We start from the raw sequence: 19,732 nt of genomic DNA on the forward strand, positions 1-19,732 counted from the left end.
CGGCCCCGACAAGTCCGGTGACGACCGTCCGAAGTGGCGCCGGTTCGTACCGAGCTGGAAGATCGTCGCGGCCAGCTTCCTGGTGCTGGCCGCGGGGCTCTTCGGCATGATCGCGGTCGCGTACGCCAACACCCCCGTCCCCACGGCCGACCAGGTGCAGGAGGGCGTGGAGGACCAGGAAAGCGTCATCGTCGACCGGAACGGCACGGAGCTGGCCAGGCTCGGCACCAAGCGCATCCCGATTTCCTACGACCAGGTGCCGCGCGCGGTGCAGGACGCCGTCATCGCCGCCGAGAACGACACCTTCCGCGAGGACTCCGGCATCTCCTTCAGCGGCATGGTCCGCTCCCTCTTCAGCACGGTCAGCGGCCAGCAGGTGCAGGGCGCGTCCACCATCACCCAGCAGATGGCCCGCGGCTACTACGACGGCCTCTCCCAGGAGCGCACGATCCAGCGCAAGGTCAAGGAGATCTTCGTCGCGGTCAAGCTGAGTGACGTGCTGCCCAAGGAGCAGATCCTGGAGCAGTACCTCAACACCATCTACTTCGGCCGCGGCGCCTACGGCATCGGCGCGGCCGCCGAGGCGTTCTTCGGCAAGAAGGTGGAGAAGCTCACCCCCGAGCAGGGCGCCTACCTCGCCGGCCGGATCCAGAACCCGGACCGCTTCGACCGCGAGGAGAAGGCCGGCAACCTCGGCGAGACGCAGTTCCGCTACGACTACGTGATCAAGCAGATGGCCAAGCTCGACCCCCAGGCGTACGGCGGCCTGCCGAGCAAGTCGCCCACGGCGCCCAAGCGCGTCAAGTTCAAGCCGAAGAACCCGTTCAACGGCATCAAGGGCTATATGGTCCAGGTGGTCCTGGACGAGCTGGAGGCGCTCGACATCCCCAGGGAGGACGTCGAGAAGGGCGGCTACAAGATCAAGTCGTCGCTCGACCTCAAGCTCATGCGCGCGGCCAAGGCCGCGGTCGACAAGCACACCCAGGGTCTAGACCCCGAGATCAACGCCACGATGGCCGCCGTCGACCCGCGCAACGGGCAGATCCTCGCCTTCTACGCCGGCGACGACTACGCCAAGGACCAGTGGATCGACGCCTTCCAGTCGCAGAAGCAGGCCGCGTCGGCGTTCAAGCCGTACGTCCTGGCCGCCTGGCTGGACGCCGGCTACAGCCTGCGCAGCTATGTCCCGACCAAGGGCCCGGTCAAGCTGCCCGGCACCACCGAGATCGACAACGACCACGCCTTCAAGGCCTCGGCCGTCGACGTGGTGAAGGCCACGGCCGACTCGGTCAACACGGCCTACGCCAAGATGGGGGAGAAGGTCGGCCTGGACAAGGTGATCGAGGTCGCCGCCAAGGCCGGGCTCAACGAGAAGCGGCTGAAGGACGCCAGGGACCGCCACCACTACCTGATCACCATCGGCAGTAGCCAGGTGACGGCCGTCGAGCAGGCGGGCGGCTACTCGATCTTCGCCAACCAGGGCAGGCACTACGACAACCACGTCGTGATCGAGGTGAAGGACAAGAACGGCGACACCGTGCTCACCGAGAAGAAGTCCTACGCTCAGGTCATCTCGCCGGAGGCCGCCGCCGACGCCGTCACCGCGCTGGAAGCCGTGGTCAAGCAGGGCACCGGCCGCAACGCCGCGCTCTACAACCGCCCGGTGGCCGGCAAGACCGGCACCAACAACGACAACAAGGAAGCGTGGTTCGTCGGGTTCACCCCGCAGGTGTCGACCGCTGTCGGCATGTTCAGGCAGCAGTGCCGTACCGACAGCGGCAAGGTCGTCAAGCCGGTGAACGACAACTGCCCCTGGGCCAGGGGCAAGAGCAAGAAGTACACCATGCAGAACCCGTACTCCAAGCCGTACGAGATCCCGCTCGGCAGCGCGTTCCAGGGCGCCACGTACCCTGCGGCGATCTGGAAGACGTTCATGACCGAGGCCACCAAGAACCAGAAGGTCGTGCCGTTCCCCGAGCGGGCCGACACGGGCGTCGCCGAGAACCTCGCGCCCAAGCCGACCCCGACGCCGACGCCGACGGAAGACGCGCTGGAGCTGGACACCGGCGACCCGTTCGAGGAGGACACCAGCGCCGACCAGGACTGCATCGTCGGCCCGTGCTCGGACGAGGACGACAACGTCTCGGTCGACCCGAACCAGGACGACATCGCGGTGGACGACGGCTTCACGAACGGGGGCCCGAACGGCCGCCAGGACTCCCCGAACGGCAGGCAGGACTCGCCGCCCGGCAGGCGCGACCAGTGACGACGACGCTGATGCGCGGCCCGTTCCTGGCACGGGCCGTGCCGTACCTCCCCCTGGGCCTCTTCGCGCTCCTCGGGGCGACGCTCGCGTACGTGGTGCGCCTGCCGTGCCGCACCGGGGGCTGGAACGACCAGGTCACGGTCTACACGAACTTCTGCTACACCGACATCTTCCCGCTCTACTTCGACCGGCAGCTCGGCACGCAGAACCCCTACTTCGCCGACGTCGTCTTCGACAAGCACGTCGAGTACCCCGTGGTGCTCGGCGAGGTGATGCAGGTGGTCGCCTGGATCGCGCGCTGGCTGGAGCCGGGCGTGACCCCGGAGGCGACCGCGGCGCAGGCCGTGCGCTTCTACGACGTCACGGTCGTGCTGATGGGCCTCTGCCTGGTGGCCGGCGTCCTGCTCATGGCCGCCGTGGCCGGGCCGAGCCGCCGCTGGGACGCCCTCTGGTACGCGCTCGCGCCCGCGGTGGTGCTGGCCGCCTACATCAACTGGGACCTGGTCGCCGGCGCGCTGTCCATGGGCATGCTCCTGGCCTGGGCGCGCAGGCGTCAGGTGCTGGCCGGGGTGCTGCTCGGGCTGGCCATCGCCACGAAGTTCTACCCGCTGATGTTCGTCGGGGCGCTGTTCCTGCTCACGCTGCGCACCGCGCGCTGGCGGCCGTTCCTGATCAGCATGGGCTCGGCGGCGGCGGCGTGGCTGGTCGTCAACCTGCCGTTCATGGTGTTCGCCTGGGACGGCTGGCGCAGGTTCTACGTGTTCTCCCAGGAGCGCGGCGTCGACTGGGGCTCACCCTGGCTGTTCTTCCAGTCCAAGGGGTGGCCGGTGCTCGGCGAGACCGACGTCAGCACCCTCGGCATGGTCTCGCTGGCGCTGCTCTGCCTCGGCATCGCGGTGCTCACGCTGGCCGCGCCGCAGCGGCCCCGGCTGGCGCAGATCTGCTTCCTGGCGCTGGCCGCGTTCATGATGACGAACAAGGTGTGGTCGCCGCAGTTCGTGCTCTGGCTGGTGCCTTTCGCGGTGCTGGCCAGGCCCAACTGGAAGCCGCTGGCGCTGTGGCAGGTGGCAGAGGTCTGGTACTTCTTCGCGATCTGGCTCTACCTGCTCAACCAGCCTCCGCTGGCGCGCACCGACCTGGGCATCGGGGACGACACGTACTTCACCGCCGTGTGGGGGCGGGTCATCACCATCGGCATCATGATGGCGTTCGTGGTACGGGACATCCTGCGTCCGGACAAGGACGTCATACGCCAGGGAGGCGTGGACGACCAGATCGGCGGGGTGTTCGACGAGGCGCCTGACCGGTTCACGCTGCGGAGCCCCGCCTACCGATGATCACGCGCTCGGCCGGCCGGGACGGGCTGCTGATCTGGTTCGGCTGGCGGGTCGGCCTGCTCGTGACCACGCTGCTCGGCGTGACACTCGGCGAGTATCTCGACCGGTGGAACCGGTGGGACGCGCACCTGTTCGTCACCATCGCGCGCTTCGGCTACGACGGCGACCCGGCCGGGCCGCTCGACGAGGGGCTGCCCGCCTTCTTCCCCGGCCTGCCCGCGGCGCTGCGCCTGGCGCACCTGGTGGTGCCGGACTGGTCGGCCGCCGGGCTGATCGTCTCGCTCGTCTCCGGGGCGGTGGCGATGGTGGCGCTGGCCAGGCTGGCCGAGCACGAGGGCGCGCACGGCTGGATGGCGGTGCTGGGGCTGGTGCTCTTCCCGTTGGCGGTGTTCCTGGCCGCGGGCTACAGCGAGTCGCTGTTCCTGGCCTTCGCGATCCCCGCCTGGCTGGCCGCCCGCCAGGGCCGCTGGCCGGCGGCGGCGATGCTGGCCGCCGGCGCGTCGTGCGTGCGCATCACCGGACTGTTCCTGGCGCTGGCGCTGATCGTGGAGTTCGCCGCCGGAGGCCGGGCCCGGCCGAGCCGCGCGCCCTGGCTGGCCGTGCCGTTCCTGCCCCTGGCCGGCTACTCCTTCTACCACTACACGCGCACCGGCGACTGGCTGGCGTGGAAGCACGCGCAGGAGGCCGGGTGGGGCCGCGAGACGGTGTGGCCCTGGGAGGCATGGGCGGTCACCTGGGAGAACGCGATGGGCGCCGGCGACATGGCGCCGGCCTTCCGGATGGAGATCGCCGGAGCGGTGGTGGCCGTGGCGGGCCTGATCTGGCTGCTGGCGCTGCGCAGGTGGAGCGAGGCCGTCTACACGGGGTTGCAGGCGGGCGCGCTCATGACGTCGGCGTTCTACCTGTCGCTGCCGCGCTCGCTGCTGCTGTGGTTCCCGCTCTGGGTGGCGCTGGCGCGGCTGGCCACCGGCAGGCCGTGGGTGATCGTGGCGTACGCGCTGGTGTCGGGGCCGCTCATGGTGCTGAACACGGCCCGTTTCCTGGAAGGCGCCTGGGCAGGCTGATCTTCATACCCCCTTGATGGCATCGGTAATCCAGGGAGTTATCCACAGCCTGTGTGTTTTCCTTAGAGGTTCTTCCTCAGGAACGCGATGTCCTCGGCCTGGCCCTCCGCCGGCGTCTCCACCACGATCGGGGCCCCGGCCGACCGGCACACCTCCAGGATCAGCTCCGGGTCGATCCGCCCGCCGCCGAGATTGGCGTGACGGTCAGCGCCCGAGCCGAAGTCGTCGCGCGAGTCGTTGCAGTGGACGAGGTCGATCCTGCCGGTGATGGCCTTGACCCGGTCGACCAGGCCGAGCAGCTCTTCGCCGCCCGCGTGCGCGTGGCAGGTGTCGAGGCAGAACCCGACGTCGAAGCCCTCGAGGGCGTCCCACAGCCGGGCGATGCTCTCCAGCCGGCGGGCCATCGCGTTGTCGCCGCCGGCGGTGTTCTCGATCAGCACCGGGATCGGGCACTCCATGCGCTCGAACACCTTGCGCCAGTTGTCGAAGCCGGTCTGCGGGTCGTCGGCCTTGCCGAGGTGGCCGCCGTGCACGATCAGGCCCTTGGCGCCGATGCTCGCCGCCGCCTCCAGGTGCTGGGCCAGGAGCTTGCGGCTGGGGATCCTGATCCGGTTGTTGGTCGTGGCGACGTTGACCAGGTAGGGGGCGTGGATGTAGATGTCGACGCCCTCGACCGGCCGGTCGGGCAGCACGGGCTTCTTGTAGCCCTGCGGGTCGCCGAGGAAGAACTGCACGACCTCGGCGCCGACGGCCTCGGCGTGGGCCGTGATGTCGTCCTGATGGACATGAGCTCCGATGCGCACCATGTCAGGAGCCTATCCGTTTGACTGACCTGGGGCGGGGCAGACGGTGGACGCCCCCTACCCGAGGAGACGATATGAGCCGCTGGCGTGTGCGGTCATTGATCCTGCTTGTTTACGTGATCATCGGCATCTACGTCGCGTGGGTGTACGACTACATCACCCCGGCCGTACTGCGCGACGTCGCCGAGGCGTTGCTCGCGATATTCCTCTGGTTCCTGGTCCTGCTGGGCGTGGACCTGCGCCTCGGAGGATGACCGATATCAAGGGCGGCCCCGGCCAGGCCGGGGCCGTCCGTCACGGCAGGTAGCCGCCGCCCGCGATGCCGAGCGCCACGCCGAGGAACGAGGCCACCAGGCCGATGATGTTGAGCGAGCGCTGCGGTGTGGTCGCCGAGACGTACTGGGAGTAGAAGCCGACGCCGAAGCCGAGCGTGCCGACCCATGACGCGACCACGTGCCCGCCGGGGAAGAACAGGGCCACGAACGCGACGATCCCGCACACCAGGGCGCCGACGGCCAGGGCGTTCTCGATGGGATGCGAACGGCCGTCGGTGTTGAGCGTGAGCCGGAACCGTTCGCTCTGCGTGGGCTGGAGGAAGTGTGGCACTGCGGTGCACCCCCTTGCTTTCTGTCAGGCTTTCCCATCCACGAGCGGCTGGTAACCTGGTCGGGCTGCGTTGTGATGGGAGACCCGTCACCCCGGAGCGCCGAAAGGGGCGCCCGGGCCAAGCGTCAGCGTCCTCCTGTCACGGCAGAGTGTCGTGACCGCAACAGTCCAGAGGAGGTAGGAGTCCCGCATGCGTCGTTACGAAGTAATGGTCATCCTGGACCCTTCGCTCGATGAGCGCACCGTCGCGCCGTCCCTCGACCAGTTCCTCACCGTGGTCCGCAACGACGGCGGCACCGTGGAGAAGGTCGACGTCTGGGGCCGTCGCCGTCTTGCCTACGACATCAACAAGAAGTCCGAGGGCATCTACGCCGTCATCGACCTGTCCGCCGAGCCGGCGACGGTGAAGGAGCTCGACCGGCAGATGAACCTCAACGAGGGCATTCTGCGCACCAAGGTCCTGCGTCCGGACGTCCACTGAAGCAGCCGCTCGTAGCCCGGATTTCTGTCGGGCCGCGACCGTAGTCTGAGCCGTAACCGAAGCGAAGACGTGCAGGAAGGCGAGCGCTAGCCATGGCAGCAGGCGACACCGTAATCACCATCGTCGGCAACCTCGTCGACGACCCCGAGCTGCGCTTCACCCCTACGGGGCAAGCGGTGGCCCGGTTCCGCATCGCGTCCACCCCGCGCTACATGGACCGCCAGACCAACGAGTGGAAGGACGGCGAGAGCCTCTTCCTCACCTGCAACGTCTGGCGCCAGGCGGCCGAGAACGCCGCCGAGAGCCTGCAGCGCGGGATGCGGGTCATCGTCCAGGGGCGGCTCAAGCAGCGGTCCTACGAGACCAAGGAAGGCGAGAAGCGCACCGTCTACGAGGTCGAGGTCGACGAGGTCGGCCCGTCCCTGCGCAACGCCACCGCCAAGGTCAACCGCACCTCCCGGCAGGGGGGCGGCGGCGGCTTCGGCGGCGGCCCGGCCGACGACCCGTGGGCGTCCGCCACCCCCTCCCCGCCCCAGGGCGGCGGCTACCAGGGTGGTGGCGGCGGCTACCAGGGCGGCGGCCAGCAGGGCGGCGGTTCCTCCGGCGGCTCCGGCGGCTTCGGCGGCGGCGGCGACTTCAGCGACGAACCGCCTTTCTAACCCATCCGATCCCAGTCCGAGTCCATTCCCGCTTCTGACGGCGGGGCTCTGAAAGGAGCACCACGATGGCCAAGCCGGCACTGCGCAAGCCCAAGAAGAAGGTTTGCCTGTTCTGCCATGACAAGATCTCCTACGTCGACTACAAGGACACGGCGCTGCTGCGGAAGTTCATCTCCGACCGCGGCAAGATCCGTGCCCGCCGGGTGACGGGCAACTGCACCCAGCACCAGCGCGACGTGGCGACCGCGATCAAGAACGCCCGTGAGGTGGCCCTGCTGCCCTACACGAGCACCGCGCGCTAAGGAGGTCTGTCGACATGAAGCTCATCCTCACCAACGAGGTCTCCGGCCTCGGCGCCCCTGGCGACATCGTCGAGGTCAAGGACGGCTATGGCCGTAACTACCTCATCCCGCGCGGCTACGCCATGCGCTGGACCCGCGGCGCCGAGCGCCAGATCGAGTCCATCAAGAAGGCGCGTGACGCCCGCGAGATCCGCGACCTCGGCACCGCCAAGGAGGTCGCGGGCCGGCTCGGCGCCCTGCGGGTGCGCCTGGCCACCCGCGCCGGGGAGTCCGGCCGCCTGTTCGGCTCGGTCACCACGGGCGACATCGCCCAGGCCGTGAAGGCCGCCGGCGGCCCGACGCTCGACCGCCGCCGCATCGAGATCGTCAACCCGATCAAGAGCACCGGCTCCCACAAGGTCACGGTCAAGCTTCACCCCGAGGTCTCGGCGTCCGTGGACGTCGAGGTCGTCGCGGGCTGACACCAGGCCCCGGCCGCACCCGGCCCCCCTCCCGCTCCGGCGGGCGGGGGGCCTGCCTTTTGTCACACCTCCGGCCGTGCTGGGCTCGAAGCTGTCCGGAGGGCGTGCCCTTTGGAGGCGCGGTGCGTACCATGCCGCTTGGCGGCCTGTATGCGCAGGTGGGGCGCGTAATCCCTACCAGGGCCGCGTAGAATTCTCACGTTCTTCCTCTCGCGTCCCCCTGGAGGCTCCCCATGGCCCGTCCCTCGATGCTGATCGCGCTGGGTGCGCTGGCGGCGGCGGCGATCGCCTGCGCGCCCGTCGACGACCCGGCGCCGACGGCGGCGGCCGCCCCCACCTCGTCCACGGCCTGCGCCAAGGACCAGCTCACGCTCATCAACCCGGGCAAGCTCACGATCGGCACCGACACGCCGGCCTTCGAGCCCTGGTTCAAGGACGACGACCCGAGCAACGGCCAGGGGTTCGAGAGCGCCGTCGCGTACGCGGTCGCGGGCGAGCTGGGCTTCGACCGCGACGAGGTGCAGTGGGAGTCGGTCAAGTTCGACACCGCGTTCGCCCCGGGCGACAAGCGGTTCGACTTCGACATCAACCAGGTCTCGATCACGCCCGACCGGGCCAAGGCCGTCGACTTCAGCAACGGCTACTACACGGTCAAGCAGTCCGTGGTGACGCTGGGCGAGAGCAAGTTCGCCGGCGCCGCCTCGCTGGCCGAGCTCAAGGACGCCAAGATCGGCGTGCAGGTCGGCACCACCGCGCTGGACGCCGTCAAGAACGTGATCCAGCCCAGCGCCGAGCCGAACGTCTACAACGAGCAGATCGACTCCATCAACGCGCTGAAGAACGAGCAGATCGACGCCCTGGTGCTCGACCTGCCGACGGCCTTCTACGTGACGGCGGCGCAGGTCGAGGGCTCCAAGATCGTCGGGCAGTTCAGCTCGACCGGCGGGACCCCGGAGGAGTTCGGGCTGGTCATGGAGAAGGGCAGCGGGCTCAAGTCCTGCGTCGACAAGGCGATCGACGCGCTCAAGGCCAACGGTGACCTGGCCAAGATCGAGCAGCAGTGGCTGAGCGAGGCGGCGGGCGCGCCGGAGCTGAAGTGACCGCCGGCCCGGTCTGGGTCAAGAGCGATCGGCAGCGCGAACGCGAGCGGATCCTCGCCTCGCAGGGCCGCCGCACCACCTCGATCGCGACGGCTTCGACGATCCTGTTCGTCGCGCTGGCCGGCGTGGTGGTCATCAACTCGCCGGGCTGGCCCCGGGTGCGGGACACGTTCTTCGACCCGGAGATGTTCCTCAGGGCGGCGCCGGCGGTCGCCGAGGGCTTCCTGGTCAACATCAAGATCTTCCTGATCGCCGAGCCGCTGATCCTGGCCGTGGGGCTGGTGGTGGCGCTGATCCGCGGCACCAGGAGCCCCGCTCTCTTCCCGGTCAGGGCACTGGCCACGCTCTACGTGGACACCTTCCGCGGTGTGCCCACGCTGCTGGTCATCCTCATGGTCGGCTTCGGGCTCCCCGCCCTGAAGCTGCAGGGTGTCCCGGCCGACCTGACCACGCTGGGCGTCATCGCCCTGACGCTCTCGTACGGGGCGTACGTCGCGGAGGTGTTCAGGTCGGGCATCGAGTCGATCCATCCCAGCCAGGTGGCGGCGGCGCGCTCGCTGGGGCTCAGCCACGGCAAGACGCTGCGGTTCGTGGTGCTGCCGCAGGCCGCGCGTCGGGTGGTGGTGCCGTTGCTGAACGACTTCGTCTCGCTGCAGAAGGACACCGCGCTGGTGTCCACGATCGGCCTGGTGGAGGCGCTCCGGCAGGCGCAGATCATCACGTCGCAGACGTTCAACTACACCCCCTACCTGGTGGCGTCGTTGCTGTTCATCCTGCTGACGATCCCGCTGGCGCGGTACACCGACCACCTGGCGGCGCGGGCGCGAAGGAGGCAGGGCTCGTGAGCGTGCTGACCATCCACAGCTTGTGGAAAAGTTTCGGCGACAACGTCGTGCTGCGCGGCGTCGACCTGGAGGTCTCCCAGCACGAGGTGGTGAGCCTGATCGGCGCGTCCGGCTCGGGCAAGTCGACCCTGCTGCGCTGCGTCAACCTGCTGGAGACGCCCGACGACGGCACCATCCATCTCGACGGCGAGGAGATCACCGACCCCCGGGCCGACGTGGACGCGGTGCGCAAGCGGTTCGGCACCGTGTTCCAGGCGTTCAACCTGTTCCCGCACATGACCGTGATGGACAACATCACCCTGGCGCCGCGCCAGGTCCACCGGGTCGGCCGCGCGCAGGCCGAGCAGGAGGCGCACGACCTGTTGCGGCGGTTCGGGCTGGCGGACAAGGCCGGGGCCTACCCGGACCGGCTCTCCGGAGGTCAGCAGCAACGGGTGGCGATCATCAGGGCGCTGGCCACCAAGCCGAGGGTGATGCTGCTCGACGAGGTCACCTCCGCGCTCGACCCCATGCTGGTCGTCGAGGTGCTCGCCATCATCAGGGAGCTCAAGGAGTCAGGCATGACGATGATCCTGACGACGCACGAGATGTCCTTCTGCCGCGACATCTCCGACACCGTGTGCTTCCTGGACGGCGGGGTGCTGCTGGAGAAGGGGCCGCCGGAGAAGATCTTCACCGAGCCGGAGCACGAGCGCACCCGCGCCTTCCTGAGCAGCGTGCTGGAGTCGGGCCGCTTCTAACGCCGGTGCCTGCCCCGTCCGGGCGTCGCCACGGCGGCCCGGCCGGGGTCGGCCAGCAGGCTGCGGCGTCTGCCGTACGCGAGATAGACCAGCACCCCGAAGACCATCCACAGCGTGAACCACGCCCAGGTGATCAGCCGCAGGTTGACCATGAGCCAGAACGTGGCCGCCAGCGACAGGATCGGCAGCAGCGGCGAGAACGGCACCCGGAAGCCGCGCTCCAGGCCGGGCATCCGGCGCCGCATCACGATCACGCCCGCCGCCACGAACATGAACGCGAACAGCGTCCCCATGACGACCAGCTCCTGCATGGTGAGCACCGGCACGAACTCGGCCAGCAGGATGGCCACCAGGCCGATCACCCACGTCACCCGCGACGGCGTGTGGTACCGGCGGCTGATCGTCGCGAGCCCGCGAGGGATGAGCCCGTCGCGCGCCATCGAGAACAGCACCCGGGTCTGCCCCACCAGCAGCACCAGGATGACGGTGGTGAGCCCCAGCACCGCGCCGGCGTTGATGACGTGCACCATCCAGCCGGCGCCGACCGCCTGGAACGCGCTCGACAGCGGCGCCTGCACCGAGATGCTCGTGTACGGGACCATCCCCACCATGACGACGGCCACCGCGATGTAGATCACCGTGGCCACGACCAGGCTGCGGATCATGCCCTTGGGCACCACCGTGCGCGGGTTGACCGTCTCCTCGGCGGCGGTCGCCACGATGTCGAACCCGACGTAGGCGAAGGCGATCACCGGCGCGGCGGCGAACACGCCGGCCCAGCCGAATGTCTGGCCCTGCCCCACGAACAGGTCCAGCACGGTCGCCGTCGGCGTGGCGACCGGCTGCGGCTCGGCGTGGAAGTCGCCGAAGTTCGCCACGTCCACGTACGCCGCGCCGACCACGATGACCGCGCCGATGGCCAGCAGCTTCGCCGTCACCATCACCCACAGGGCGCGCAGGCCGATCCGCGCGCCGGCCGCCACGACCCCGGTGAGCAGCACCAGGATGACCAGGACGAGGATGTTCTCCACGATCTCGGGCCGGGGCACCCGCACGCCGAAGTCGCCGATGGCGCCCACGGTGATCTGCGCCCACGCCCGCGTCACCACGGCGGCGGCGAGTTGCAGCTCCAGGATCAGCGCCCAGCCGATGACCCACGCCCAGATCTCGCCGAAGATGACGTAGGCGAAGGTGTAGGCGCTGCCGGAGGTCGGCATGGTCGAGGACAGCTCGGCGTAGCAGAGGCAGGCCAGCAGGCAGGCGATGCCCGCGATCATGAAGGACAGGATGACGCCGGGGCCGGCCGTCGTCGCCGCCATCCGCCCGGCGATGCTGAAGATCCCGGCGCCGATCATCACGCCGAGCCCGAGGACCACGAGGTCGGCCGTGCGGTACACCGGGGTGAGCGCATGCCGCGCGCCGGTCCGGAGCTCGGTTGCCTCGGCAGGCGGCAACCGTCTGGTCATACTGGACAAAGTGCCACACCCCACTCACGGGACCCGCTCACCTTGCCTCATCACTCCTGGCACCAGCAAGCACGGAAGTGTCACGGTGACGGCACATCCGTGACGCCCCGGCCGTGAGGCCGGGAGCGGGTCAGGCGCCCACGACGAGCCAGGCGGAGCCGGCGGCCCGGCGGGCCAGGGTGACGAGCCGGGCCACCATCCACACCCCCAGCGCGCACCACAGGGCCACGATGTCCAGCCCGGAGGCGAACGCGGCGGCGGGCAGGTACGCCAGCGTCGTCCACACCCCCGCCCACGCCAGGTAGCGCTGGTCGCCCGCGCCGATCAGCACGCCGTCGAGCACGAACACCACCCCGCAGATCGGCTGGAACAGCGCCACCGGCCAGAGCACGGCCAGCAGCTGCTCGGTCACCAGCGGGTCGGCGTCGAACACGCCCGGCAGCAGCGGCCGCGCCGCCAGCACCAGCACCGCCAGCACCGCCCCCGACCAGACGCCCCACGCGACCATCCGCCGCGTGGCCGCCCGGGTGGCCGTGACGTCGCCGGCGCCGAGCGCCCGGCCGGTGATGGCCTGCCCCGCGATGGCGATCGCGTCCAGCGCGAACGCGAGCATCGTCCACACCTGGGTGGCGATCGCGTACGCGGCCAGCTCGGCCTGCCCCATCCTGGTGGCGATCATCATGGCGACCAGCAGCACCACGCGCAGGCACACGGTCCTGATCAGCAGCGCGAATCCGGCCGTGCCCGCCTGCCGGATGCCCGCGGGATGCGGCCGCAGCGGCACGCCCAGCCGCCGCGCCCCCCGGACCACGACCGCGACGTACACCGCCGCGCCCAGGGTCTGCGCCAGCACCGTGCCCCACGCCGATCCGGCGATGCCCCAGTCCAGGACCAGCACGAACCAGGCGTTCAGCACCGCGTTGAGCGCGAACGAGCCGGCCGCCACCGCCAGCGGCGTCACGGTGTCCTGCAGGCCGCGCAGCACGCCCGTGCCCGCCAGCACGACCAGCATGGCGGGGGTGCCGATCAGGCTGATCCGCAGGTACGTCACGGCCTGCTCCGCCTGCTCGGGAGCGGCCCCGAACAGGTCCACCACCTGCGGCGCGAGCGGCCAGACGACCGCGATCAGCGCCGCGCCGATGGCCAGCGCCAGCCAGATGCCGTCCACCCCGTGCCGCATCGCCCGCTCGTGGTGTCCCGCGCCGGTCTGCCGCGCCACCGACGCGGTCGTCCCGTACGCGAGGAACACGCACAGGTTCACCAGCGTCGTGAGGACCGTGCCCGCGACGCCCAGCGCGCCCACGGCGGTGGTGCCCAGCCCGTGGCCGACGATCGCGTAGTCGGCCAGCAGGAAGAGCGGCTCGGCCACCAGCGCCCCGAAAGCGGGCACGGCCAGCCGCAGAATCTCCCTATCTCGCGACGTAATGGGCATTAGCCAATTATGCCCCTTACTGGATGTGCGGTGCCAACTTTCTTCCTTCCACAGCCGGTGGACATCGTATCCGCAGGTCAGAGTGCCTATTGATGAGGAGGTCCATAGTTATCCCCAGGCTCGTCCACAGGCCTTTCACACCCTGAGGGGCCTGCGTACACAGCTTGACCACAACGTTGTCCACAGGCCGCGTTGCTGAGTGGGCGTGGAGCCGCGAAACTGTCACACCGGTCGACTACAAGTGGGGGTGGTGCGACCGCTGCGAGCAGTCGAGGGGGCGCGGTGAGCATTGACGAAGAGATCGGCGGTGCGGGCCCGGGCTTCGAGCGCACCCCGCCCAACAACATCGAGGCCGAGCAGTCGGTGCTGGGCGGCATGCTGCTGTCGAAGGACGCGATCGCCGACGTCATCGAGATCGTGCGCTCCGACGACTTCTACCGGCCCGCCCACCAGATGGTCTTCGACGTCATCACCGACCTCTACGGCCGGGGTGAGCCCGCCGACGCCGTCACGGTCTTCGACGAGCTGCAGAAGCGCGGGGAGATGGCCCGGGTCGGCGGCGCCGCCTACCTCCACACCCTCACGGCTGTCGTCCCCACCGCCGCCAACGCCGGCTTCTACGCCAAGATCGTCCGGGAGCAGGCCGTCCTGCGCCGCCTCATCGAGGCCGGCACCCGTATCGTCTCCTACGGCTACGGCGGCCAGAACGAAGAGGTCGACGACCTCGTCGACCGCGCCCAGGCCGAGATCTACAAGGTCACCGAGCGCCGCACGTCCGAGGACTACGCGGCCCTGGCCGACATCATGCCCGGCGCCCTGGACGAGCTGGAGGCCATCGGCAGCCGCGGCGGGCAGATGGTCGGCGTCCCGACCGGCTTCGCCGACCTCGACCAGCTGACCAACGGCCTCCACCCGGGCCAGATGATCGTGGTGGCCGCGCGACCGGCCATCGGCAAGGCCCTCGCCCTCGACACCCCTCTGCCCACCCCGGCGGGCTGGACCACGATGGGCGAGGTGCGGGCCGGCGACGAGCTGGTCGGCGCCGACGGCAGGCCGACGCGCGTCGTCGCGGCCACCGAGGTCATGCACGGCCGGCCCTGCTTCGAGGTGGAGTTCAGCGACGGCACGGTGATCGTGGCCGACGCCGACCACCAGTGGCGCACGTCCCACGAGGAGCAGGCGCCGACGGGCGGGGCCCCCACGGCCGCGCGCTCAGCCGTCGTGACCACGAAGGAGCTGGCCGACGCCCTGGGCCGCGCCGCCGACCGTCGGCCCGTTCACTCCGTCGCCGTCGCCGCGCCCCTGCGGCAAGAGGAGCGGCGCCTCCCGCTGCCGCCGTACGCCCTGGGCGTCTGGCTCGGCGACGGTCACCGCGCGAGCGCGCGCCTGACCACCGCCGACGCCGGCCTCCTCGCGGCCCTGCGAGCCGACGGCGTCCGCGCCGGACGCCTCAGCCGTCCGACGCTCCACGCGATGCGCTTCGCCGACCGCCGGGGCAGCGTCCTGGACGTCCTGCGTTCCCTCGGCGTCCTGGGCGACAAGCACATCCCCGCGAGCTACCTGCGCGCCTCCGAGCGGCAGCGCCGCGACCTGCTGGCCGGCCTGCTCGACGCACGCGGGCGGATCGGCGCCTCGGGCCGGATCGAGCTCGCCGTGACCGGCCGGCGCCTGGCCCGCGACGCCCACGAGCTGATCCTGAGCCTCGGATACCAGGCGACCTCGCGGCCCCGGCAGGGCGAGGGCCGCGAGGCTCACGTGATCGCCTTCACCACGCCCGACCCGGTGTTCCGGCTCACCGGGAAGACCTCCGGGCAGGCCGTCGAGCCCGACCCCGCGACGCTGGTCCGCCACGTCGTGGCCGTGCGCCCCGTCCCGTCGCGGCCGGTGCGCTGCGTGCAGGTCGACAACGCCGACCACCTCTACCTCGCGAGCCGGTCCTGGATCCCCACCCACAACAGCACGCTCGGCCTGGACTTCGCCCGGTCCGCGGCGATCAAGCACGGCATGACCACCGTGATCTTCTCGCTGGAGATGTCGCGCAACGAGATCACCATGCGTCTGCTGTCGGCCGAGGCGCGGGTCGCGCTGCACGCCATGCGCTCGGGCATGATGACCGACGACGACTGGACCCGGCTGGCCCGCCGGATGAGCGAGGTGGCGGAGGCGCCGCTGTTCATCGACGACTCGCCCAACATGTCGATGATGGAGATCCGGGCCAAGTGCCGCCGCCTCAAGCAGCGCAACGACCTGCGCTTCGTGGTCATCGACTACCTGCAGCTGATGAGCTCGCCGAAGAAGACGGAGAGCCGCCAGAACGAGGTGTCGGAGATCTCCCGGGCCATCAAGCTGCTGGCCAAGGAGCTGGAGGTCCCGGTGATCGCCATCTCCCAGCTCAACCGCGGCCCCGAGCAGCGGACCGACAAACGCCCCCAAGTGAGCGACCTGCGTGAGTCGGGCTGCCTGACCGCGGATACCCGCGTCCTGCGAGCGGACACGGGGGCAGAGGTGTCGCTGGGCGAACTGCTGGAGTCGGGCGCGCGCCACATCCCGGTCTGGTCCCTGGACGAAAGACTGCGGCTCGTCCCGCGAACCATGACACACGTATTCCCCAGCGGAACGAAGGAGGTTTTCCGGCTCCGGCTGAAGTCCGGCCGGGAGGTCAAGGCGACCGCGAACCACCCTTTCTTGACCTACGAGGGCTGGCGTCCCCTGGGGGAGCTCTCCCCCGGCGTACGCCTCGCCGTCCCCCGAGGTGTTCCCTCTCCGCAGAACACCAAGGAGTGGTCACCGGAGGAGATCGTTCTTCTGGCGCACATGATCGGAGATGGATCGAACGTGGGCGTCCATGGGGAGCGGTCCAAGCAGGCCGCGCGGTGCGTCCCTATGCTGGAGTGCACGGTGGCCAACACGAACAACGACACCGTTCCCCGCGAGGTGTGGGACCACGTTCGAGTCCTGCTGGCAGAACGGGGCGTGACCCACCGGAGGTTCGCCGCAGCCCTGGGCACCCAGTTCTGCGGCAGCGCCCTGGGGAAGCACGCGCCGAGCCGGGCGCGTTTGGGCAGGGTGGCCGAGATCCTCGACGATGCCGATCTGGAGCTGATGGCGGTGAACGACGTGTTCTGGGACGAGATCGCCTCCATCGAAAGCCTGGGCGAGGAGCCGGTCTACGACGCCACCGTCCTCGGCACCCACAACTTCGTGGCGAATGGGATCTCCGTCCACAACAGCATCGAACAAGACGCGGACATGGTGATCCTGTTGCACCGGGAGGACGCCTACGAGCGGGAGTCGCCGCGGGCGGGCGAGGCCGACCTGATCGTGGCCAAGCACCGTAACGGCCCCACGGCGACCGTGACCGTGGCGTTCCAGGGTCACTACAGCCGCTTCGTCGACATGGCGCAACACTAGGCGCTGGGGCGCCTACAGCAGGACGATCATGAAGGCCCGCCGAGCCGGGGCGGGTGGGACTCCGGGCAGTCGCGGGGGCCGACGCGCTGCCCGCCACCGACGACGGTGACCCGCACGGAGCGTTCCCGCGCGGTGGCGGAGACCGTGCACACGATCTGCTCGACGGCCAGAGTGGACAGGTCGCCGGCCGGAGCGGACAGGGTCACCACCACGTGCCCGGCCGGCTCGGCGGACACCGAGAACGGACCGGCCTCGCGGGGGATGTCGGTGGTGAACCCGCGCGCCTGCTCACCGGCGGTGGGTCCGGCCGCCAGCAGCGTGAGCGTCTCCGCCAGGGGCAGCCGGCGGCCGGGCCGCGTCACGGCGCCGAGCCGGCCGTCCCGCACCAGGAAGAGGGTGATCGCCGTGGTGGTGGCGACGGGTCCGCTCGGTGGGTCGCCGGCGAGGATGACGTCGCTGGGCCGTACGCCGCAGCCGGTCACGGCGACGAGCGACACGAGCCCTGCGGCGAGCACCCGGCGGGCGCGGCCGGTCCTCACCCGGGACCTCCGTCCGGATCGTGGGCCAGGCGTGGCAGCCGCAGCGTGAACACGGCGCCGCCGTCCGGGGCGTTGGTGACGGTGAGGTCGCCTCGGTGCAGGCGCGCGTTCTCCCGTGCGATGGCCAGGCCGAGGCCGCTGCCCTCGGACCTGGCCCTGGCCGTGTCGGCCTTGTAGAAGCGGTCGAACACCTGCGGCAGCACCGCTTCGGCCAGCCCCGGTCCGTGGTCGCGGACCTCCAGAGCGATCCAGTGCTGGTCGGCGCGGAGCCGTACCGATACCGGTGGCTCGCCGTGCCGCAGCGCGTTGCCGACGAGGTTCGCCAGGATGACGTCCACCCGGCGCGGGTCGAGCCGTGCCGTCACCGTGGCGGGTAGCTCGGTGCGCACCGCTTCCGACCAGCCTCGGGCACGCAGGGTCGCCCGCACCAGCTCGGCCACGTCGACCTCGTTCAGCGCGAGGGCCGCGACGCCGGAGTCGAACCTGCTGATCTCGATGAGATCGTTGACCAGGCCGGTGAGGTTGAGCGTCTCCTGGCTGACCAGCCTGGCGGCCCTGCCCGCGGGCTCGGGCAGCCGCGCCGCCTCCTCCTCCAGGACGTCGGCGACCGCCGCGAGCGCGGCCAGCGGGGTGCGCAGCTCGTGGGACACGTCGGCCACGAACCGCCGGGCGTCGGCCTCCATCTCGCGGAGCTGCTTGACGTGCCGTTCCAGCTCGGCGGCGGTGGTGTTGAACGTACGCGCCACCTCTGCCAGCTCGTCGGAACCGCGAACCGTGATCCTGGTCCGCATCTCGCCCGCACCCAGCAGGCGTGCCGCCCGCCCGAGCTCGCGCACCGGGCGCAGCACGCCACGGGTGGCCAGCAACGCCAGGACGACCGCGAAGGCCAGGGACGCCCCACCGGTGAGCCAGGCCGACGAGGCGAGCTCGTCGATGCTGCGCTGTTCGGGAAGCAGGCTGCGCGCGGCGTAGACCTCGATGCCGGACACCTTCGTCCGGTCCGGCTCGACGATCAGCAAAGCCGTGCCGATGATCAGGAACGGCTCGCCCCGCCACACCACGCGTTGCCACGCGATGCCGCCGCCCGCCACGACCCGCCGCATCTCCGCCGAGATCACCCCGGTATCCAGGATCGGCGGATTCCCGTCCGGTCTCCGGCACCCCAGCGGCACATGCGGCGAGCGCGCCTCACGGTAGGCCGCGACCGCGAAGCCGCACCGGTCGGTCACGGCGGCGGCGATCACGGCGAGCTCGTCCGGGCCCGGCGCCGGATTCCGCAACGGGAAGAGCGTCTCCAGACGGTCCTTCATCGCCTGCACCGCGGCATCCTGGGCCCGCTGCAAGATGGCGTTGCGGGCCAGGACGTAGCTCCCGCCGGACACCGCCGCCGCGGTGACCACACACAGCAGGGCGAAGGCGGACAACAACCGGACACGCAGCCCCAGGCTCGGCGCCACCGGCGGCTCACACCGGCCCGAACCGGTACCCGAACCCGCGCACCGTCTGCACGTAGACGGGCGCCGCCGAGTCGTCCTCGATCTTCGCACGCAGTCGCTGCACGCACGCGTCCACCAGCCGCGAGTCGCCGAAATACCCGTGCTCCCACACCGACTCCAGCAACTGCTGGCGGCTGTGCACGCGGCCCGGCGTGCCGGACAGTTCGAGCAGCAGGCGCAACTCGGTCGGGGCCAGGCTGACCGGCACGTCGTGTCTGGTGACCACCAGCCCGGCCCGGTCGATGGTCAGGTCCCCATGCCGCTCAAGCTCCGCCTGGTCCCGGCCGATCCGCCGGAGCACCGCCCGGATGCGCGCTTCGAGCACCCTGGGCTGCACCGGCTTGACCACGTAGTCGTCGGCGCCCGCCTCCAACCCGGCGACCACGTCCAGGTCGTCGCCGCGCGCGGTCAGCATGATGATCGGTAACTCACCGGAGGCCCGGATCCGGCGGCAGACCTCGAACCCGTCCATGCCGGGCAACATCAGGTCGAGGATGACGACGTCGGGGAGGTCCGTACGCAGCCGATCGAGCCCCTGCTCGCCGGACTCCACCGCGCGCACCCGGTGCCCATGGCGGGTCAGGGCCAGTTCGAGACCCTCCCGTACGGCCGGGTCGTCCTCGATCAACAACACTCGTGACATGCCGCCGAGTTTCACAGGAGGCTCCGTAGCTCGCCCGCCGGTCGACCTCGTCCACTGTCGTCCGGTCGTGTCCCCGCATCG

19 protein-coding genes are annotated in these 19,732 nt (G+C 70.3%); 12 read left to right on the forward strand and 7 right to left on the reverse strand.

Annotation, left to right across the window (positions count from 1 at the left end; translation table 11 throughout):
* The 3 genes from OUY22_RS07850 to OUY22_RS07860 form a co-directional block, all read left to right on the forward strand.
* Positions 1 to 2,266, forward strand: a 2,266-nt coding sequence (locus tag OUY22_RS07850) for a transglycosylase domain-containing protein (RefSeq protein ID WP_270154134.1), incomplete at its 5' end; no start/stop codon positions are given.
* On the forward strand, positions 2,263 to 3,603 hold the full coding sequence (locus tag OUY22_RS07855) for a glycosyltransferase family 87 protein (protein WP_270154135.1): 1,341 nt from the start codon (positions 2,263 to 2,265) through the stop codon (positions 3,601 to 3,603). The genes OUY22_RS07850 and OUY22_RS07855, both read left to right, overlap by 4 nt.
* Entirely contained in the window at positions 3,600 to 4,667 is a 1,068-nt protein-coding gene (locus OUY22_RS07860) for a mannosyltransferase family protein (RefSeq protein WP_270154136.1), read from the forward strand. The genes OUY22_RS07855 and OUY22_RS07860 overlap by 4 nt, the downstream gene beginning before the upstream one ends.
* A gap of 62 nt (positions 4,668 to 4,729) precedes the next feature.
* Here the strand turns inward: OUY22_RS07860 and OUY22_RS07865 are convergent, their stop codons facing one another.
* On the reverse strand, positions 4,730 to 5,473 hold the full coding sequence (locus OUY22_RS07865) for a deoxyribonuclease IV (RefSeq protein WP_270154137.1): 744 nt from the start codon (positions 5,471 to 5,473) through the stop codon (positions 4,730 to 4,732).
* A gap of 71 nt (positions 5,474 to 5,544) precedes the next feature.
* Here OUY22_RS07865 and OUY22_RS07870 point away from each other — a divergent pair, with 71 nt between their 5' ends.
* Positions 5,545 to 5,724, forward strand: a complete 180-nt coding sequence (locus OUY22_RS07870; RefSeq protein WP_270154138.1) for a hypothetical protein — start codon at positions 5,545 to 5,547, stop codon at positions 5,722 to 5,724.
* Positions 5,725 to 5,764: 40 nt separating this feature from the next.
* Here OUY22_RS07870 and OUY22_RS07875 read toward each other — a convergent pair whose 3' ends face one another.
* Complete coding sequence (locus tag OUY22_RS07875; protein ID WP_270154139.1) at positions 5,765 to 6,076, reverse strand: hypothetical protein; 312 nt, start codon at positions 6,074 to 6,076, stop codon at positions 5,765 to 5,767.
* Between the two features lie 190 nt (positions 6,077 to 6,266).
* Here OUY22_RS07875 and rpsF point away from each other — a divergent pair, with 190 nt between their 5' ends.
* The 7 genes from rpsF (at position 6,267) to OUY22_RS07910 (ending at position 10,664) form a co-directional block, all read left to right on the forward strand.
* Positions 6,267 to 6,557 carry a 30S ribosomal protein S6 gene (gene rpsF, locus OUY22_RS07880; RefSeq protein WP_055504125.1) on the forward strand — a complete coding sequence of 97 codons (291 nt, stop codon included), beginning with the start codon at positions 6,267 to 6,269 and terminating at the stop codon, positions 6,555 to 6,557.
* Between the two features lie 92 nt (positions 6,558 to 6,649).
* Positions 6,650 to 7,216, forward strand: coding sequence for a single-stranded DNA-binding protein (locus tag OUY22_RS07885; protein ID WP_270154140.1), 567 nt, complete (start codon positions 6,650 to 6,652; stop codon positions 7,214 to 7,216).
* Between the two features lie 65 nt (positions 7,217 to 7,281).
* Positions 7,282 to 7,518 (forward strand): 30S ribosomal protein S18, encoded by a 237-nt coding sequence (gene rpsR / locus OUY22_RS07890; protein WP_020543048.1) that lies wholly within the window; start codon positions 7,282 to 7,284, stop codon positions 7,516 to 7,518.
* Positions 7,519 to 7,532: 14 nt separating this feature from the next.
* Positions 7,533 to 7,979: a 50S ribosomal protein L9 gene (gene rplI, locus OUY22_RS07895; RefSeq protein ID WP_270154141.1), complete on the forward strand. Its 447-nt coding sequence runs from the start codon at positions 7,533 to 7,535 to the stop codon at positions 7,977 to 7,979.
* 233 nt (positions 7,980 to 8,212) lie between these two features.
* Positions 8,213 to 9,079 carry an ABC transporter substrate-binding protein gene (locus OUY22_RS07900; RefSeq protein ID WP_270154142.1) on the forward strand — a complete coding sequence of 289 codons (867 nt, stop codon included), beginning with the start codon at positions 8,213 to 8,215 and terminating at the stop codon, positions 9,077 to 9,079.
* Positions 9,076 to 9,924 (forward strand): amino acid ABC transporter permease, encoded by an 849-nt coding sequence (locus OUY22_RS07905; RefSeq protein WP_270154143.1) that lies wholly within the window; start codon positions 9,076 to 9,078, stop codon positions 9,922 to 9,924. Before OUY22_RS07900 ends, OUY22_RS07905 begins: the two co-directional genes overlap by 4 nt.
* On the forward strand, positions 9,921 to 10,664 hold the full coding sequence (locus tag OUY22_RS07910; protein WP_270154144.1) for an amino acid ABC transporter ATP-binding protein: 744 nt from the start codon (positions 9,921 to 9,923) through the stop codon (positions 10,662 to 10,664). The genes OUY22_RS07905 and OUY22_RS07910 overlap by 4 nt, the downstream gene beginning before the upstream one ends.
* Here the strand turns inward: OUY22_RS07910 and OUY22_RS07915 are convergent.
* Together OUY22_RS07915 and OUY22_RS07920 are read right to left on the reverse strand one after the other, a co-directional pair.
* Positions 10,661 to 12,130, reverse strand: coding sequence for an APC family permease (locus OUY22_RS07915; RefSeq protein ID WP_270154145.1), 1,470 nt, complete (start codon positions 12,128 to 12,130; stop codon positions 10,661 to 10,663). The two genes, OUY22_RS07910 and OUY22_RS07915, sit on opposite strands and share 4 nt — an antisense overlap.
* A 130-nt stretch (positions 12,131 to 12,260) precedes the next feature.
* Positions 12,261 to 13,562 (reverse strand): MATE family efflux transporter, encoded by a 1,302-nt coding sequence (locus tag OUY22_RS07920; protein WP_270154146.1) that lies wholly within the window; start codon positions 13,560 to 13,562, stop codon positions 12,261 to 12,263.
* A gap of 375 nt (positions 13,563 to 13,937) precedes the next feature.
* Here OUY22_RS07920 and dnaB point away from each other — a divergent pair, with 375 nt between their 5' ends.
* Positions 13,938 to 16,973 (forward strand): replicative DNA helicase, encoded by a 3,036-nt coding sequence (dnaB, locus tag OUY22_RS07925; RefSeq protein ID WP_408638125.1) that lies wholly within the window; start codon positions 13,938 to 13,940, stop codon positions 16,971 to 16,973.
* A 26-nt stretch (positions 16,974 to 16,999) separates the two neighbouring features.
* On the opposite strand, the gene OUY22_RS07930 is transcribed toward dnaB, so the two are convergent.
* Genes OUY22_RS07930 through OUY22_RS07940 form a run of 3 tightly spaced genes read right to left on the reverse strand, consistent with a single transcriptional unit; the run spans position 17,000 to position 19,651 of the window.
* Positions 17,000 to 17,512, reverse strand: a complete 513-nt coding sequence (locus OUY22_RS07930; RefSeq protein ID WP_270154148.1) for a GerMN domain-containing protein — start codon at positions 17,510 to 17,512, stop codon at positions 17,000 to 17,002.
* Positions 17,509 to 18,969: a sensor histidine kinase gene (locus OUY22_RS07935; RefSeq protein WP_270154149.1), complete on the reverse strand. Its 1,461-nt coding sequence runs from the start codon at positions 18,967 to 18,969 to the stop codon at positions 17,509 to 17,511. The genes OUY22_RS07930 and OUY22_RS07935 overlap by 4 nt, the downstream gene beginning before the upstream one ends.
* A gap of 7 nt (positions 18,970 to 18,976) precedes the next feature.
* A complete protein-coding gene (locus OUY22_RS07940; protein WP_270154150.1) occupies positions 18,977 to 19,651 on the reverse strand; it encodes a response regulator transcription factor in 675 nt (224 codons plus the stop codon).
* Between the last annotated feature and the right edge of the window lie 81 nt (positions 19,652 to 19,732).

The organism is Nonomuraea corallina (assembly GCF_027620315.1).
Taxonomy (GTDB): Bacteria; Actinomycetota; Actinomycetes; order Streptosporangiales; family Streptosporangiaceae; genus Nonomuraea; species Nonomuraea corallina.

Coding starts and splice junctions, on each gene's coding strand:
- rpsF (WP_055504125.1), top strand. CDS start 6,267: ATGCGTCGTTACGAAGTAATGGTCATCCTGGACCCTTCGCTCGATGAG.
- rplI (WP_270154141.1), top strand. CDS start 7,533: ATGAAGCTCATCCTCACCAACGAGGTCTCCGGCCTCGGCGCCCCTGGC.
- OUY22_RS07865 (WP_270154137.1), bottom strand. CDS start 5,473: ATGGTGCGCATCGGAGCTCATGTCCATCAGGACGACATCACGGCCCAC.
- OUY22_RS07915 (WP_270154145.1), bottom strand. CDS start 12,130: ATGACCAGACGGTTGCCGCCTGCCGAGGCAACCGAGCTCCGGACCGGC.
- OUY22_RS07900 (WP_270154142.1), top strand. CDS start 8,213: ATGGCCCGTCCCTCGATGCTGATCGCGCTGGGTGCGCTGGCGGCGGCG.
- OUY22_RS07870 (WP_270154138.1), top strand. CDS start 5,545: ATGAGCCGCTGGCGTGTGCGGTCATTGATCCTGCTTGTTTACGTGATC.
- OUY22_RS07885 (WP_270154140.1), top strand. CDS start 6,650: ATGGCAGCAGGCGACACCGTAATCACCATCGTCGGCAACCTCGTCGAC.
- OUY22_RS07940 (WP_270154150.1), bottom strand. CDS start 19,651: ATGTCACGAGTGTTGTTGATCGAGGACGACCCGGCCGTACGGGAGGGT.
- OUY22_RS07860 (WP_270154136.1), top strand. CDS start 3,600: ATGATCACGCGCTCGGCCGGCCGGGACGGGCTGCTGATCTGGTTCGGC.
- OUY22_RS07920 (WP_270154146.1), bottom strand. CDS start 13,562: ATGCCCATTACGTCGCGAGATAGGGAGATTCTGCGGCTGGCCGTGCCC.
- rpsR (WP_020543048.1), top strand. CDS start 7,282: ATGGCCAAGCCGGCACTGCGCAAGCCCAAGAAGAAGGTTTGCCTGTTC.
- dnaB (WP_408638125.1), top strand. CDS start 13,938: ATGCTGCTGTCGAAGGACGCGATCGCCGACGTCATCGAGATCGTGCGC.